The sequence below is a fragment of the Flammeovirga sp. AWQ4_249 genome (genome assembly GCF_056161045.1).
On the sequence record NZ_JBSWYJ010000033.1, the window covers coordinates 40,900 to 56,197 of the forward strand.

Annotated in this window: 14 protein-coding genes; 4 read left to right on the forward strand and 10 right to left on the reverse strand. The window is 30.7% G+C overall.

Going from position 1 to position 15,298, the window contains the following annotated elements; all coding sequences use genetic code 11:
• Positions 1–22: 22 nt before the first annotated feature.
• Positions 23–1,864: a M61 family metallopeptidase gene (locus ACXAHM_RS19675; protein ID WP_474963592.1), complete on the reverse strand. Its 1,842-nt coding sequence runs from the start codon at positions 1,862–1,864 to the stop codon at positions 23–25.
• 420 nt (positions 1,865–2,284) lie between these two features.
• Here ACXAHM_RS19675 and ACXAHM_RS19680 point away from each other — a divergent pair, with 420 nt between their 5' ends.
• Entirely contained in the window at positions 2,285–3,304 is a 1,020-nt protein-coding gene (locus ACXAHM_RS19680) for an alpha/beta hydrolase (protein WP_474963594.1), read from the forward strand.
• 59 nt (positions 3,305–3,363) lie between these two features.
• Here ACXAHM_RS19680 and ACXAHM_RS19685 read toward each other — a convergent pair whose 3' ends face one another.
• The 6 genes from ACXAHM_RS19685 to ACXAHM_RS19710 form a co-directional block, all read right to left on the reverse strand.
• Positions 3,364–3,501, reverse strand: coding sequence for a hypothetical protein (locus ACXAHM_RS19685; RefSeq protein WP_474963596.1), 138 nt, complete (start codon positions 3,499–3,501; stop codon positions 3,364–3,366).
• A gap of 143 nt (positions 3,502–3,644) precedes the next feature.
• The gene (locus tag ACXAHM_RS19690; protein WP_474963600.1) at positions 3,645–4,529 is read right to left on the reverse strand and encodes a ChaN family lipoprotein; all 885 of its coding nucleotides are present in this window, start codon (positions 4,527–4,529) and stop codon (positions 3,645–3,647) included.
• Positions 4,530–4,677: 148 nt separating this feature from the next.
• On the reverse strand, positions 4,678–5,415 hold the full coding sequence (locus tag ACXAHM_RS19695) for an HmuY family protein (RefSeq protein ID WP_474963602.1): 738 nt from the start codon (positions 5,413–5,415) through the stop codon (positions 4,678–4,680).
• A 24-nt stretch (positions 5,416–5,439) separates the two neighbouring features.
• Positions 5,440–7,617: a TonB-dependent receptor gene (locus tag ACXAHM_RS19700; RefSeq protein ID WP_474963605.1), complete on the reverse strand. Its 2,178-nt coding sequence runs from the start codon at positions 7,615–7,617 to the stop codon at positions 5,440–5,442.
• A gap of 97 nt (positions 7,618–7,714) precedes the next feature.
• Positions 7,715–9,124, reverse strand: coding sequence for an FMN-binding protein (locus ACXAHM_RS19705; protein WP_474963608.1), 1,410 nt, complete (start codon positions 9,122–9,124; stop codon positions 7,715–7,717).
• Between the two features lie 283 nt (positions 9,125–9,407).
• Positions 9,408–10,361: a sirohydrochlorin chelatase gene (locus ACXAHM_RS19710; protein WP_474963610.1), complete on the reverse strand. Its 954-nt coding sequence runs from the start codon at positions 10,359–10,361 to the stop codon at positions 9,408–9,410.
• A gap of 331 nt (positions 10,362–10,692) precedes the next feature.
• Here ACXAHM_RS19710 and ACXAHM_RS19715 point away from each other — a divergent pair, with 331 nt between their 5' ends.
• The 3 genes from ACXAHM_RS19715 (at position 10,693) to ACXAHM_RS19725 (ending at position 13,552) form a co-directional block, all read left to right on the forward strand.
• Positions 10,693–11,652, forward strand: coding sequence for a helix-turn-helix transcriptional regulator (locus ACXAHM_RS19715; protein WP_474963612.1), 960 nt, complete (start codon positions 10,693–10,695; stop codon positions 11,650–11,652).
• 83 nt (positions 11,653–11,735) lie between these two features.
• Positions 11,736–12,038: a DUF6787 family protein gene (locus ACXAHM_RS19720; RefSeq protein ID WP_474963614.1), complete on the forward strand. Its 303-nt coding sequence runs from the start codon at positions 11,736–11,738 to the stop codon at positions 12,036–12,038.
• A gap of 140 nt (positions 12,039–12,178) precedes the next feature.
• Complete coding sequence (locus ACXAHM_RS19725; protein ID WP_474963616.1) at positions 12,179–13,552, forward strand: PP2C family protein-serine/threonine phosphatase; 1,374 nt, start codon at positions 12,179–12,181, stop codon at positions 13,550–13,552.
• A 52-nt stretch (positions 13,553–13,604) separates the two neighbouring features.
• Here ACXAHM_RS19725 and ACXAHM_RS19730 read toward each other — a convergent pair whose 3' ends face one another.
• The 3 genes from ACXAHM_RS19730 to ACXAHM_RS19740 all read right to left on the reverse strand — a co-directional run bounded on the left by ACXAHM_RS19730 (position 13,605) and on the right by ACXAHM_RS19740 (position 14,824).
• On the reverse strand, positions 13,605–13,820 hold the full coding sequence (locus ACXAHM_RS19730; RefSeq protein WP_474963618.1) for a Rho-binding antiterminator: 216 nt from the start codon (positions 13,818–13,820) through the stop codon (positions 13,605–13,607).
• Complete coding sequence (locus ACXAHM_RS19735) at positions 13,790–14,290, reverse strand: DinB family protein (protein ID WP_474963620.1); 501 nt, start codon at positions 14,288–14,290, stop codon at positions 13,790–13,792. The genes ACXAHM_RS19730 and ACXAHM_RS19735 overlap by 31 nt, the downstream gene beginning before the upstream one ends.
• Before the next feature lie 168 nt (positions 14,291–14,458).
• On the reverse strand, positions 14,459–14,824 hold the full coding sequence (locus tag ACXAHM_RS19740) for a hypothetical protein (RefSeq protein ID WP_474963623.1): 366 nt from the start codon (positions 14,822–14,824) through the stop codon (positions 14,459–14,461).
• Between the last annotated feature and the right edge of the window lie 474 nt (positions 14,825–15,298).

A 15,298-nucleotide genomic window follows, 5' to 3' on the forward strand; every position in this document is an offset into this window, starting at 1 on the left:
TATGTCTAATAAGAAACCTTTCTTAAATCTCTATCCCTTTTTTCAAATTAGGAAATAAATAACTTCTCATCTTTTCCTGATCACTCGTAATTTTATCTTTAACCTTTATCCCTCTCTTCTCTTTCCACTCCGGATGAGCGATCACTGTTCTTTCTTCATTATCTCTTTTGAAAACTACTTTTACTTCATCTGTGATTTCAGGATAAGGTTTTTTGAATTCAAAAATTTGATTGTCATTAAAAAAAATCGCAGGATTTTGATCATTTATACTCAAAATAATATCCCCTTTTCTTAAAGCCAATGTATTTCTATAATGTTCAAAAACTACCATTTGTCCTTCTTGTATTTTTGCTTTTACCTCACCAAAAGAAGGTTCTTTGTAATCAGGTGAGTAGTATTCCCAACCTAGCAAATCCAAATACTTTTCTACTTCAGGTGTATCTGTTCCCTCAATATATTTTTTGTAAAAAGTATCAAATTCATCATATCCGTATTTCTGGAATACACTTACTAACTCTCCTTCTCCGAAAGCTTTTCCTTTGTATTCTTTTTGAATTTCCATTAATACATCAATCAATCTTTTCTTTCCCTTTGTTTTAGATAAAATGTCAAGGTCTAAGCAAAATGCAATGTATATAGATTCATCAAAAACACCTTCATTTCTTAATACATAAAAAAACTGAATGAAACTTTCCATCTTAGCGTCTTTATAAGATAGCTCTGTAAGAGGAACTTCAGTATTAGCGTACGATTTATTAATACTTTTCTCTAAGCGATTTCTAAATTCATCACTTTCATCATAATATGTATTGGTTTGCAATGCAAAATATCTTGCAAAACCTTCATACATCCAATAATGTTTTGAGTAGTCTACTTCCTTGAAATTATGATTCTCAAATTTTTCATCATGAATGGAATGTGTAGTAAGTGTTTTGTAATAGTTTTTAGCAAAATTGAATTTACTCGTAGATAAGGTATCTATAAAATCCACACCATAATAGATACTCGAATTTTCATGATCAATCGTATTTAAAGCATTTAAATTCACTTTTGACCAAATTCCCTTCAACCTTTCTTTATCTGAAGTATAAACGATAATTAAGTAATCTTCTGTAGAATGATTCGGTAAATATTTATTCACCCCATTTAATACTTCTTCTGCTAGATTATTTTTAAAATTTTCTGCAATAGTATTCGATGTTTCACTATGTCCTGCAATCATAATTTTCTGGTTACCCACCATAAAAGATGAAGTATCAGCTTTGGCATAGAGTACAGGTCTATCAATTAAATTGTGGTAATTTTCTGCAAAAAGTACATCCATATTACTTGAAGATGTAACCTTTTTAAGCATTGTTGCACCATAGAACGTTTCACTTTTATGTACAATTACCTTAAAAGAATTTTCTGAATACCCCTCAAAATAACCATTCAACATATTAAAATTAATCAAAGCACTTTCAGGCGTAAAAATAGTAGCTGTAGGATTCGTTGGTCTATCAATCAAACCTCTCTTTGATTCTACATCTTTCACAACGTATTCTAAATAGTCAATATCAGCTTTACCTTTGAGATAGAAGACATTCTTTTTTTTCTTCACTTTGGCTTCATTCCCATGAATATCGTATGCTTTAAGGTTTTTGAAGTATCTACTATAGTCCACTTCTATATATGTTCCAGGAAGAGAATTCGGAATTATAAAAGCAATTTCTTTCTTCTTTTCAGGAAGAGAAACTTTCACACCTAACTGCTTATATTCCAGTTTTTTCAAATTAATTTCAACGATCGTTTCTAATGAATTTTGAGCCTGTAACAAAGCTGAAATCATAAAAAAACTTAAAAATAAAGAGAGTATTTTAGTCATATTAAAAAGTGAGATAAAGTTTGGTTTGATACTTAATTAATAAAAATCATCAAAAAGTTAATGTTGAATCTTTTTATTAAAAGGGTGAACAAATCTTACAAATAAACAGTTATAAGGAAGAATAATAACTTTTGTGTTGAAAAATACATAGAATAAATTTTAATATTCATACCCAATCACCTATTGTGTTAAGATAATTAATGTAAATGATTGAATGTCTGATGAATAAAGATTAAATTATAGAAACCGGCAAAAATGTTAGAAAAATAAAAATTAGTTTACAATTGTAAATATTCAAAACCATTAGCCCCCTTTTCTTGTTTACTTCTCATACCAGTCAATTACTGACTACATTATTATCTGATGTGTCTTATATAAAAGACAGTTTGATCTTAAAAATTAACCTCTAATTTTATTATCATGAAAAGTCACATTCTTATACTCTTATTGGTCTTATCTTCTTTCTCTACTTCTGTATCTTTAGCGGCAGAAAAAGAAAATTTTTATTCAATAGAAAATGTTGCGGTTAATACTGATAATATACATCCAATTTTAGTGGTTACTAATAGGTCAATTGAGGTAAATGAAGAAACAAAGGCAGTGACATTAAGTCATGAAATAGATACTTCTAAAATCAATTACCTGATAGTTACCAATGATAATGGTGAACCTAAGTTACAGTTTCACCCAAATTTCGAGAGTGCTTTTCGAGTAATCGAGCATCAAGATTTAGTATTTCACGTACATGGTTTCGGTCAAGATTTTAATGCTACTTTAAGAAGCGGTATTACATTGCAAAAAAATTATGATGTAAGTTTGGTTCTTTTTGATGTACCCACAGAACAAGTAGGTTTCAACATATTTTCTGAATACAGAAGAACTCAAAAGTACTTTGAACAATCAACTCATGCGTTTGATGACATGCTAGTTGACTATGCCACTGTAGCTAATGAGCTTAATTTACAAGAAAAACCAACACTGTTTTTACATAGTTTAGGTAATTATTTGCTTGAAGAATACATCGAAAGCGGTGAGTTTTGTTACAACGAGAAACTTGAGGTATTTGATAACATATTATTAAATGCTCCTGCTGTTAAGAAAAAACATCATTCAAAATGGGTTGAAAAAATTGATACAAATATCAATGTATTCATCACGATGAATAAAAGTGATTTTGTTTTGAAAGGTGCAGAGTTCTTGACATTTTCTAGACAGCTAGGAAGTTCACAATTAAAGAAAAAAGAAATTGCATCAAATGCTCAGTATTTCTCCTTTGAGGCAATTGCAAAGAATGGGCACAACTATTTTATTGCACCAGAGATGCTGACTCTTGAAGATATAAAAATATTTTATGGTAATGTCCTTACAGGTAATTCGTTGCCGATAGATAGTTATGTAGATAACTATTCAGGGATAAATATTATATCAATGAATAAATAAAAAAAAGGATGTTTGATTTAACAAACATCCTTTTTTTTATACTATCGAATCGTATACTTTTATTCGACAACTAATGTAGTAGAAGTTGTCAATTCTTCTTTCTTTGTTTCATTAGGCTCTGACATTACGTAAATCACGACAGTCATAGAGATGATGTAAAATAAAAAAACAGCAAGTATTGAAATAATTTTTCTCATAGTACAGCGTATTTGTTAGAACATTTAATAATAAAAAAACTGAGTGCTTGCAGCAATCAATTCAATAAAGAACCCCCGCTAACATTTGTACTCAGTTTTTCTAATTAATTTTTAGAATTAATATTCAATACGCTTTTTACTTACTAAAAAGTATTCGTCATAGTACTATTACAGATGATTGTAAACTCATTATTTCCTTTATTCTCCTCTGATAATTTTGACAAATCATCTTGAAGACCAAATGAGATCACACCTGATTTTAATTTATTATTATAATGACTCACATACCAAACGGTTCCTTCATGATCCTTTGAATGAAAGTTGCCATTATAGTGAATAAATAATTTCCCTTTATTTTTCTTTTTTAAAGCCTTAACTATAGAATTCCCCATCGTTGCATCTTTGATGGCTTGAGCCTCTACAAATTGTTTTGCTTTTCCTTTCATTCCATGCCCTGCCATCATTTCTTCCATTTCTTTATAAGAAGGATTTTCATAAGGTACCTCAATTGGTAATGGAGCAATGTATTTTTTTGCTTTTTTATTCAATACCTCAAGCTCTGCTAAACCTTTTTTCGATACCAAGCTAGCATATCTTCTAGGTACATTCGTTGCGATAAAATCTAGTTTATTCTCTTTTGCAAAATCAACTAAAGGAGCATAATCAGTCTTATAGTTATCCCAAGCTTTTCCATCTTTGATCAACGTTTTCTCATTGATTAAACCTTGAAGGTACTCATTCAGGACTAATTGATTATCTCGCTCAAACATTTCTGCTCCTAAAACAATTTCATTATTTCTTTGTGCAGCTAATGACTTCGTCAATTCGAATTGTAGCCAGTGTGCAATTGGGTTATTGTGTAATTCCCCAAAGAAAACCACATCATACGTTGATAGTGATTTTGCCATTTCTTCGAAAGTGACCTCTTTTCCTTCTTTATCAAAAATTTGATATGCTTTTAAAGGAGTTTGTGCTAGTAGTAAATTAGAAAGTAGCATGAACGTCATGCTAAATAGTATTCTTTTCATTATCTGAGTTGATGAAAGTTTAATAATCAATTAGGTAAATTAAAGGTTAAAAACCGTAACAAAAAAAATAGCTACGGTTTTTAAACCACTAATTAAATATTCTTTATTTTAGCCTATTGGGTATACACTTTAAAAAGTAATATATTTCTTATTCAGCTATTATTCTTTGGAATTTAAAAGCAGGGAATCCTTTCTCTAATTCATCATTGTAGAAACCTGTAAAAGCTAACTTGAACAATACCCCCTTATCAGTTTCAATGATATAATATTGATCTACCACAATATCATATGTAAACGTAGCAAAGTTTAATACTTTCCAATCTGATCCAATAGCATCAACATCTGAACTTAATGATATATTCATTGCATCCTCATAAGTCAATGCATCATAAGAAATAAAAGTTTGTCCTTCTGCTTCAATCTCCTCTTTATTTAAACGAACCGCTTTCACTTGGCCTTTATTGATTAATGCACCCGTCATCATATAAGGTACATCTTTACCTTGTTCTGGATCGTATGTAGCACCATTATAATGTGCTAAAACAATATCCCAACCTGCATTACCTTCCGCATGATCTTTCTCAGTGTCCCAAATATCAAATTTCACATACTCAGGATCATTATAATGATAGCCTAAAGAATCCGCATCTGAACTGGCCGAAGCAGCATCAAGATTGACAAATACCTCACGGTTATAACTTAGTTTAATTTGTTCTACTTGTTGCGTGTGATGATTAAAACCTTCTTCATATACATCTGGCTGACTATATAGAGGTGTTTGCATAGCATATGATGAATCATCCAAAACAGGAATTGTTACTTCATCTTCTGAACATGAGAATAATGTAATACCACATAAAACGCTAGCGAAAATTGTCTTTTTCATTTTAATATAAATTTATCTATTTGTTTAAATTTTATTGAGGTTAAATTTCAATGAGACAAAGTAAGTTCGTCCCCATGCAATCAACATACTTGATCCTCCAGAATGAGTACCACCTTGAGTAGTATTAGTGACGTCATTCACATCTAGTATATTTTTAATACCTGCAGTAACTGCAAATCTTTTGTTTTTGAAATTTTTTGTCGCTGAATAATTCAACATATGATATGCTTCCACTGCACCTTGTCCAACTTCATTTCCTTCTCCATCTACCATTAATTGTACTCTCTCTCCTGTGTACTTATAATCCAACTGCATAGAAAGGTCATATTTAGGCCAGAAGTAAGAAGCCATTGCTACAAAATCTGTAGCATAATTGAAGGTGAAATCTCCATTATTTTGAAAATCATATCCTATTCCTGTCAATGTTACTCCTGCATTCATTTTCAATCGATTATTATTATTATAATTCAATGAAAATGTACCTCCCTGTGTTTGTTTCTGAGATACATTCTGATAGTAATAAGAAACCCCATTTGTACCCATAATGAGTTCAATGACATCATCCAATTGATTATGAAACCCTGAAGCATCTGCCTTCAACACTGAATTATCATTAATTTGGATTGTTTTTGAAATAGTAGCTGTTGCATTGAAAGACGTCTCTAGACTTAGATTTTCATTACCATAAATTTTATGGTTAGTATCCACAAAATCCATATACAACTCTTTCATACTTGGAGCACGAAAGCCTTTTGCTACTGAGACTCTACTAGACCAATTATTTTCCGAGTTCCACTTTAGATGAGTAGAATAGATAATAGGTGCATCATAAGTATTATGTTCAATAAATCGAACACCAGGTTGAAGAATTAGATGTTTAGTGATATTAATTTTTAAATCTGACCATAATGCATTTTCGATTAAAGCTGCATCTTCTTTGGTAATTTTATCTCCTTCTCCTGTTTCATGATTCAATTCATATCCCACCTGCCAGTTTAACCAAGAGTTTAATGAACGACCATACGATAATCGAGCATTGAGTGTATTAAAACGATCAACAGTAGGATCACCTTTTTTTTCTTCTGATCCTAAATCTTCTTTTACTACATATTCTTGTCCTGTTCTTGTGTATGTATTAAAAGAAACTAAACCTGTGAAAGTAGATTGGTCTTTAAATTTTTTATCAAATTGTCCATAATAAGTAATTCTTTCTGTGATATAATTATTATCTAAAGCACGATAAGGTTGTAAATAATTTCCCTTTATTGTTAGATCTTCATGACTTAATCGTATCCCAAATTTAGTATTCCATCCCGATAACTTTACACCATAATATGCATCTGTATTGATCTGATTTTTTGGATTCCAATCCATACGACGATTGGATTCATCTAGATCATAACCATTGAAATATCTATATCCTCCTGAGATACCAAATTTTGATTTTCCCTTATTCCCTTGAAGACTTACATTTCCATTTAATTGACCAACAGACTCAGCATAGGCACCTACATTACCAGACCACTGATAGTACTTATTTTCTTTGGTGATAATATTAATTGTTCCGGCTAAAGCGTTTGAGCCATATACAACGGACATTGGACCTTCTATCACTTCTATATGATCTACTTGAGTCATATCTATTTGTGATAAATCAATATTTCCATCCTGTCTACCAACGATTGGCATTCCATCAATCAGGAATTTCACATGTTGTCCTTCCAACCCCTGCATGATAATTTGACTACCTAATACACCATCTTCTCTTAAGTTAATATTGGGTTGAAAACGCAGAGCATCTCTTACATTTTGTACGCCTTGTTTTTCCATTTCCTTAGAAGAAACAATACCTATTTTATAGATGGATTGATCTACTTTTTCAGGTTCAACACTTGCAGTTTTTACAACCTGATCCAACATTAGTAAATCAGGTTTCAATTTAATTTTAAGCACTTGAACAGTATTCAATTCAAAATCTTTAGTTTTAAAACCAGTATAAGAAATTGAACCTTTACTACTTTCTGTAAAAGGAATTGTTACTTTCCCTTCATGATTTGTAGAATAGTATTTTTTATTTCCTGATGTTGATATTAGGCAAACATGTGCTCCAATCATAGGTAATTCTTCCGTCGTATCTACAACTTCTATTGTTACCTTTTTCTCTTGCCCAAAAACTTGAAATGAAGCAAGTATTAAGCACATATTTAATAAAATTATTTTTCTCATATCTAAATGATATTTACATCTTCTTTTGATGATAGCTAGTTACTTATTATTGCCGCTCTTTGAAGTCTATTGATTACAATCTTCTTCCCTGATTTCTTTGCTTTTTTACTGTAGAAAGCTCTTTTAATCCATCTAAAACACATCCTGTTGGACAAGCTACTCTACACCATAGCATTGGATATTTTATAGAAATACTGATAAATGCTATTGATACATAAAACCAATAAGATGAAAGTTCAATACTGAATAAATCTGGAAATAACTCATAATTACCAAACTGTTTGTATCCATATACAAAACCTACAAACAATACTATAGTGAGTGCATAACGAATGTATTCCGCTTGCTTATTCGTGATAAATAATTTCTTTGATTTAAATGGAGAGTACTTCAATGAAATCATTTGTGCTGCACCAAATGGACATACATACGAACAATAAGCGTTTTTACCCCAAATTGCTGATAGTAATGTCATTAATGCATATATACTTAAGAAGAGAGAGACTTCAGTTCCCATAAACGGCATTAAATAAGTGATATAGGTAAATGAGGCATTCATTCCGAATCCTATATAAGCCATTGTAAATAAAGAAACAGCCAGTCTTGTCTTTTTCGTTTTCTTAATCTGAGGCAACATTGCAAATAAGAATATTGCTCCAATTACTATGATGTGCACAATCCACCAATACGTTAATTCAGCGTCTACATGGAAACTTTCTAAATCATAATCATAGTAGGTAGATAGTACTTGAGGTGCTGTTACAGCAAATGCTTCTGTCACCCCTTCAGCCATTGCCTTTGTTGTGATCGTTGCTCCTGAAATAGCATCAATTTGATGATCACTATCTCTGGTATTTAAGTTTTTATATTGTGCTAAATAGGAACTTCTTAATACCTTTCTCAGGTAACTTTCTGTTTCTTTAGATGTGATATAAGATACCTCTTCCAACATTCCGCCCAATGTCATTTCCATTCCCATATAAATTGGACCTGAAAAGCCTTGAACGGTGTTATGAAGCATATTTTCAAAGTAAAGAGACTTTAATTTTCCTCCTTGGTATATCTCTGCATAACATAAATCGCCTTTCATTTTCACTACTACTTCTGCATCATCTTCGTATTTTTGTTTTAGTCTTTCTGCTATATTTTGTGCCCATTCTTTGTTGTGTAGAGATTCTCCCATTTCTGAATGGAACGAAAGCATGCCTGCTTCTTTTGTTCTTTTTTTAGTAAATGGTCGAACCATCCCGTACTCACCCAATACATAGCTCTTCCCTTCAGATATCAACCCTGCCTCTACAGTATGTTTCCTCACATAATCTGACACCAATTTCGGAGCAAAAAATTCATTTTCTATAGTGGATATATTCTCGTGTAAATCCTCTCTATCTAAAGGACCATAGTACGCAAAATATCCAAACACTCCGAATACGAGTACAGTAAGAATAGATTTTCTATAATCTATTTTTAATTGCTGTTTCATAAAATATCCACACCAATCTCATGTTATTCAATTTTCAAATAACGAGATTAATTAAACATCAGTATTTATCAAATTACCTTTTCTGTTTCAAGTGTTAAGTGAAAGCACCACTTAGAATTATTGATTGGCGAAGTCTCACGAATTCGAATAACCATTATTTTTTTACTTTTTCGAAGTCAGGAGACTTCGCCAATATTTCATCACAAGTGACGTCTACCGGCTTAACACTTGCGATATAAAAAAAGACGTTAACGTTTAACACTTGAAACAGAAAAGGACTATATTACTTAGTTGCGGCTACTGAAGCACCATTAATTTCAGCTACTGTCTCTGCTACAATTTTTACTACCCATTTATTGATATTCGCATCTGGCAAGATTGCATCTTGCTTATAAACAACACGTTTTTGATCTTCAATCATATCAACACCATTCTGAATAATTTCACCTTGGAAATGCTCATCATTGGCTACCAATACTGGGATTACAATTGCTCTTTCTTCTAACTCTAAGATTTGATCAATTGCTTTCTTAGTAGGTTCAGAAGAGTATCTTACTAAATGACCACACCATCCGTAAGAAATAGAACCAATACCAGTCTGTGCTTTAAGGTAACGTCCGATATCTTCTACCATCTCTTCCCATTGTTGGTTAAACTCCTCATCGCCATAGGCAATTAAAGCAACACCTTCATCACCTGAACCATTTGATAATGCTTTTGCTCTACGCGTAATATTTTTCTTTAATACCGTTGGGAAGTCTAATAATGGCGTTACAATCACTCTTGCTTTTGAAGTGTACGTCTCAATTTTCTCAGCTTTCAAACTTTCCTTTACTTTTGGATCATTGGCTAGACCCACAATATTAGGAATGTCATTTGACGTATGTGATGAAATTGTCAAGAAGATAGGTACCACAATTACTCTATCATATTTTTCTTCATCAAATTTTTTCATTTGAGTGGCAATAGATGGCTCAGTGTATTCCATGAATGCGGTACGTACGTCAGTAATCTCACCACTTTTCATGATATCATCTCTTACATCTAGCTCAATATCTTTCAACATTTTTCTCCATCCTTCTGAATGAGAACCATGGTTTACTAATAAAACACCAATTTTTTCTCCTGATGTAGAAGCTGAAGCTGTTTCACTCTTCTGAGATTTTTTTTCTCCATTTGAACATGAGAAGATGAAGAATGATGTTATTACGAAAAAGAATATGTTGAATAATTTCATATTTTATTTATAATTAGTCTAAATAATAATAACACAAATGTAGATGAAACTTTAAAGTTGGTTTATCGAATTCGGAAATGATTGTATCGAAATCGGAAAAAAATGAGTTTAATTTTTATTCTTTTTAATTGAGGAATAAAACACAAAACACTCAATATCAAAATACTAACTTCGATTATCATTAAATATCAGTGTTAATAGTTTACCTCATTTATTTTTAATTAATCTAAATTAATATAATTTTACCATCAGAATTGAAGACTTAACATCTCCTTTTATAATCATTAAATATTCAAACTTGAAGAAAATAGTTTTCTGAACAAGACAATAAATGCTTCACTTTTTTAATAAAATACATCAACACGAGACGAAAATTCTTTACAAAAAAGAAGAATTTGGGTTATTGAATGAAATAAGAGAATTACCTTCTTCGATTGGAAAAGGTACTATTCAAATTATTTCCTATAGTTCTTGGGCTATTTATAAAGTCCAAATTCAAGAATCATTTCTCAAAAAAGAATCCTTTAAATTAAATACAGAAAGCAATTGTATTTTATTAAATTTATCTCTCAATCAATCATTACATTGTCATTTTAAGGATAATAAGCAATATCAATTAGCTCATCAAACAGGTACTTTTTATAATACTATTGAAAGAGAATTTGAATTAGATCTATCAATTCCCATTGATTTATTTATTTTAGAATTAAGAAAAGACTATTTACAACTTGGTGTATTTGACTCTACATTAAAACAACTTTTACAATCCATATTTGAATTAAACAATCGTTTAACTTTCTCAATTGATTCTTCATTATTAAAATTTATAGAAGAAGTACAACAGTCCACAAAAAGAGGAGTTTGTCAGTTGATGTTTCTTAATGCAAAGATTTTTGAGATTTTATCCGAACTAATGGATAAAATTGAAACGAAAACTATCACTAAGACTATTTCTCATCCCTATCAATCTCAACTTGAAAAAGTAAAGGAGATAGTCGATGCAAAACTTCATATTCAAATTTCTATTAATGACCTGGCTAAACAAGTAGGACTTAATACTTCTTATCTAAAAAAATATTTCAAAGAATATTACAATGAAACAATATTTGAGTATTCAACTAATAAAAGGATTCAACTTGCCAAAGAACTTTTAGAAACAACAGAATTGCCAATAGCTACAATCGCTGATAAAACAGGATATCAGCAATCTTCTCATTTTTCATATGCTTTTAAACAGAAAACAGGATTTACCCCTAACAAATACAGGATAAAAGCAGCTAAATCTTTTTAAATGACTTAATTACATTATTTATTAGAATAAACATATCTTTATTATTTTTTCCCTAACTTTGATCAACAATTTAATGTAGTTATATGGGGTATATTAATGGGTTTAAAAAAAGGTGGAATTTAAAAAGTAACTGGCAAGTTGCCATTATTTTATTAGTCTTTGCACTAACAGGTACAACTTTTATGTTTACCGTGAAGCCTTACGTTTATCCTTTATTTGGTATTACTCCAGACACAACAATTTGGGTTAGGATTCTAGCCTTCTTCTTTATCGGTTTACCATGTTATCAAGTGCTTCTATTATTATGGGGGACATTATTAGGACAGTTTAAATTCTTCTGGGCTTTTGAAAAGAAAATGCTCCGTAGAATGATCGGTAAAAAATAATTTACACCTTCTTTACTTTACACGACACCTCGTTTTTGTAGGTTACTACTTTGGACAATAATCAACTTCTTAAATTATACTATCATGAAAGAGTAAAAAAATGTTATGTGGCCATCCCTTATTATTTTATAAGTTATTTGGTGATTATATCCTATTACTTTGTTCAAGATTTTAAAATATTCGATCCTTCTACTTTATTTACGTTAAGTAGACTGCCTTCCATTGTCTTTTCCATACTTCTTATAGCTCTTAGATATACTTATCCAAGAGACGGAAAATTAAAAAAGTATTGGATTCCATTATTTTCAATTAATACTGCTTTTATAATATATAGCCTCTATGCAGTCACCTATTTAACTGCTAATCAACCAGAATATTTCAGAGCTGGCTTGTATTTTATTTCCGTTACTCAAATCACTTTATTAATCTATAATATAGTTACAACAAGGGTAGCTTTAAGTATAATTGGTTTGGGCTGTACTACTTTTATTACTGTGTTATTTTTAAATAATGCTACTCTAGATGGTTTTGATATTCCCAATTTCCTATCCATTACTATTGCGGGTATTTTACTCATCATTTTGAATTACAATTATGCTTATCATAATTTCAAAAACCTTATTCTTTTAAAAGAAGAAAGAAATAAGTCGAAAGCTTTAACGGAATTAACTTTAGAGCAAAATGAAGAGCTTCAACAGCAAAAAGAGTATATCAACAAACAAAACCAAAAGCTGATAACACAGTATAATGACAGTCAAGAAGGTTTAGAATATGCTCAAAAAATTCAAAATGCTATTTTTCCTTTGCCTAATTATCAAATAGAAAAAGTACAAGATTATTTTACATTTACATCTCCAAAACATATTGTTAGCGGAGATTTCTATTGGTTTGGTAAAACAGAAGATGCACAAATTATAGCTATAGGAGACTGTACAGGTCATGGAGTACCAGGAGCATTGATGAGTATGCTGGGAGTATCTATCTTGGATCGTTTGGTTTCACAAGAACAAGATGATAACCCTGTTTCTATTCTTGAAAAAATGCATAAACAGTTAAATACTTTACTCCAACAAGATTCTACTCAAAATAATGATGGAATGGCGCTGTCAATCATTCGTATTCCATTATTTCATGAGCAAAAAGTAATCACTTATTGTGGTGCCAAATGTCCTGTTTTAGTAATTAAAAACGACACTGTTGAATTTCATAAAGGCAGTCGATATTATCTCGGAGGTGATATTTCTCCCATAAATAAATACAGTAACATTTCGATTACAATTGAGAAGAATATGATGTTGTATTTATATTCAGATGGATTTGAAGATCAATTTGGAGGATTAAATAATAAAAAATACAAATCTTCTAATTTCAAGAATTTACTATCTGATATTTCTTCTTATTCTACCGTTGAACAAAAAGAATTATTGACTAAAGAATTCTTTGAATGGAAGGATGCACATAAAGCAGACAATATACAAGTCGATGATGTTTTGGTTGCTGGTTTCAGATTTTAAATTTTTTAGATAAAAAAACGACATTTAATAGTTCATTAAATGTCGTTTTTCGTTATTCATTGACTTGGAGAATATCATCTAGACGAACTTCATCTCCGTTATCTAAAATTGCATATTCTACTTTATCTTTTACTTGCAGTGTTTTTATTTTTGCACTTACTTCTCGATCTCTTAACTTAAAATGTAGCATTGTACCATGCATTGCCCATATTTCGTATTGATCGTAAGTCGCACATGCTATTGGCTTATAGCCATCTCCTTTTTGCATTCCTCTATTTCTTTTTCTTGATTTCTCAATGCTTTCTGCATACTCAAAGCATATCCTAAATGTATTCCTTCATGTACATTATTGAATTCAATCGCTTCGGCTACTGTATGAACTCGTACACCGATACCTGTTACATATGAATTGTATTTCTTAAAAATACCAGCCACTTGATCTTCATCTAACTTTTCCAATAAGAAAAGCGCCTGATGTTTTAATTCACAAACTTCTTCATCCGTTAAATCACGCTCAGGCTTTGTCCCTTTTTGGAACATCTTGATCCATTTTTCATCTATAGCTGGCTTGAGTCCCGACAACTTATAAGTGAGAAGTTGATGTGTAACGATCACATGGCCGAAGTTCCAAATGATGTTGTTCTTGTATCCAACTGGAATTCTGTTTAATTCCTCGTTAGAAAACTGGTTGACAAATTCGATAAACTTTTTACGTAATTTTCTAGTAGTGTTCAACATGAGATTGATCTTAATAGTCGTTGGTATTATGCTGACGGAATTTACAAAAAAACATTAGTACTTCATCGATAAATTTTAGAAAAAAATAAGGTCTTGTGATACATTTTTTGTATTACAAGACCTTGAAATTGTACTATTTATATAGTATTATATGTATATAAAACACTTTTAATTTTGTGGTAAACGACATGTTTCTAATAGTATAATTCTATCCATGTAGGAATTTATTTCTTCTTCAACATTGAACTTAAGCTCCTTATTGAATTGTATATTCACAAGACGATCCAATTCTGTTTGAAGGTTCAAAATTTTTGTTTTTAATTTTACCTTCTTATTCATTTCCTCTACAATTTCAATTGCATGTGGAATATTATTGGACAAGATAAAAGATTTTAGCTCATCTTGATCATCATACGCCAACCCCTCATTTGCAATTTTTGCCAATTTTAATCCTTCTACTAAATCAGCAGAGTTCCTAAATTCATGAAATTTTTCTTTTAATATTTCTGATAGAAATGAGGATGAGATTTTCATAGTATTGTTTCTAAAGCATTGATAATGGTTTTATTTCGCACACAGTAACATTCTTAATAAGAAATAGTGTTACCGTTAGTAATAGATTAAACTCAATAATTCCTCTTTACGTTCCTTTTATTGAATTGCATTAACAAATCAATTTTTGTATACAAAAAAAAGAGCTTCGCATAACAAAGCTCTTTTCCAACCCAAAAACTAACTATTTCTCATTGCTATAATCTTTAATGATTGATCTTTTCGATAGATAAATCATTATAATATCTTGACTCCGGGAAGTAAAATATCTTCCTTGAAGATTAATTTCAATTCGTTTTCTATATCTTATACACCTACCCCCACTTTTACCCTACCTTTTATTGAAAAAAAATTATATTTTTTTGCAATAGTGTCCTAAACGTTTTCATTTTCTGAAAAAATGCACGTTTAAGCTATTATTATTGTATAAAATCATTCAATATTAAAATAAATCCC

Bases quoted from the DNA above. Each gene is read 5' to 3' on its own strand.
- ACXAHM_RS19675 (WP_474963592.1), bottom strand. From the start codon at position 1,864: ATGACTAAAATACTCTCTTTATTTTTAAGTTTTTTTATGATTTCAGCT.
- ACXAHM_RS19680 (WP_474963594.1), top strand. From the start codon at position 2,285: ATGAAAAGTCACATTCTTATACTCTTATTGGTCTTATCTTCTTTCTCT.
- ACXAHM_RS19685 (WP_474963596.1), bottom strand. From the start codon at position 3,501: ATGAGAAAAATTATTTCAATACTTGCTGTTTTTTTATTTTACATCATC.
- ACXAHM_RS19690 (WP_474963600.1), bottom strand. From the start codon at position 4,529: ATGAAAAGAATACTATTTAGCATGACGTTCATGCTACTTTCTAATTTA.
- ACXAHM_RS19695 (WP_474963602.1), bottom strand. From the start codon at position 5,415: ATGAAAAAGACAATTTTCGCTAGCGTTTTATGTGGTATTACATTATTC.
- ACXAHM_RS19700 (WP_474963605.1), bottom strand. From the start codon at position 7,617: ATGTGCTTAATACTTGCTTCATTTCAAGTTTTTGGGCAAGAGAAAAAG.
- ACXAHM_RS19705 (WP_474963608.1), bottom strand. From the start codon at position 9,124: ATGAAACAGCAATTAAAAATAGATTATAGAAAATCTATTCTTACTGTA.
- ACXAHM_RS19710 (WP_474963610.1), bottom strand. From the start codon at position 10,361: ATGAAATTATTCAACATATTCTTTTTCGTAATAACATCATTCTTCATC.
- ACXAHM_RS19715 (WP_474963612.1), top strand. From the start codon at position 10,693: ATGCTTCACTTTTTTAATAAAATACATCAACACGAGACGAAAATTCTT.
- ACXAHM_RS19720 (WP_474963614.1), top strand. From the start codon at position 11,736: ATGGGGTATATTAATGGGTTTAAAAAAAGGTGGAATTTAAAAAGTAAC.
- ACXAHM_RS19730 (WP_474963618.1), bottom strand. From the start codon at position 13,820: ATGCAAAAAGGAGATGGCTATAAGCCAATAGCATGTGCGACTTACGAT.
- ACXAHM_RS19735 (WP_474963620.1), bottom strand. From the start codon at position 14,290: ATGTTGAACACTACTAGAAAATTACGTAAAAAGTTTATCGAATTTGTC.
- ACXAHM_RS19740 (WP_474963623.1), bottom strand. From the start codon at position 14,824: ATGAAAATCTCATCCTCATTTCTATCAGAAATATTAAAAGAAAAATTT.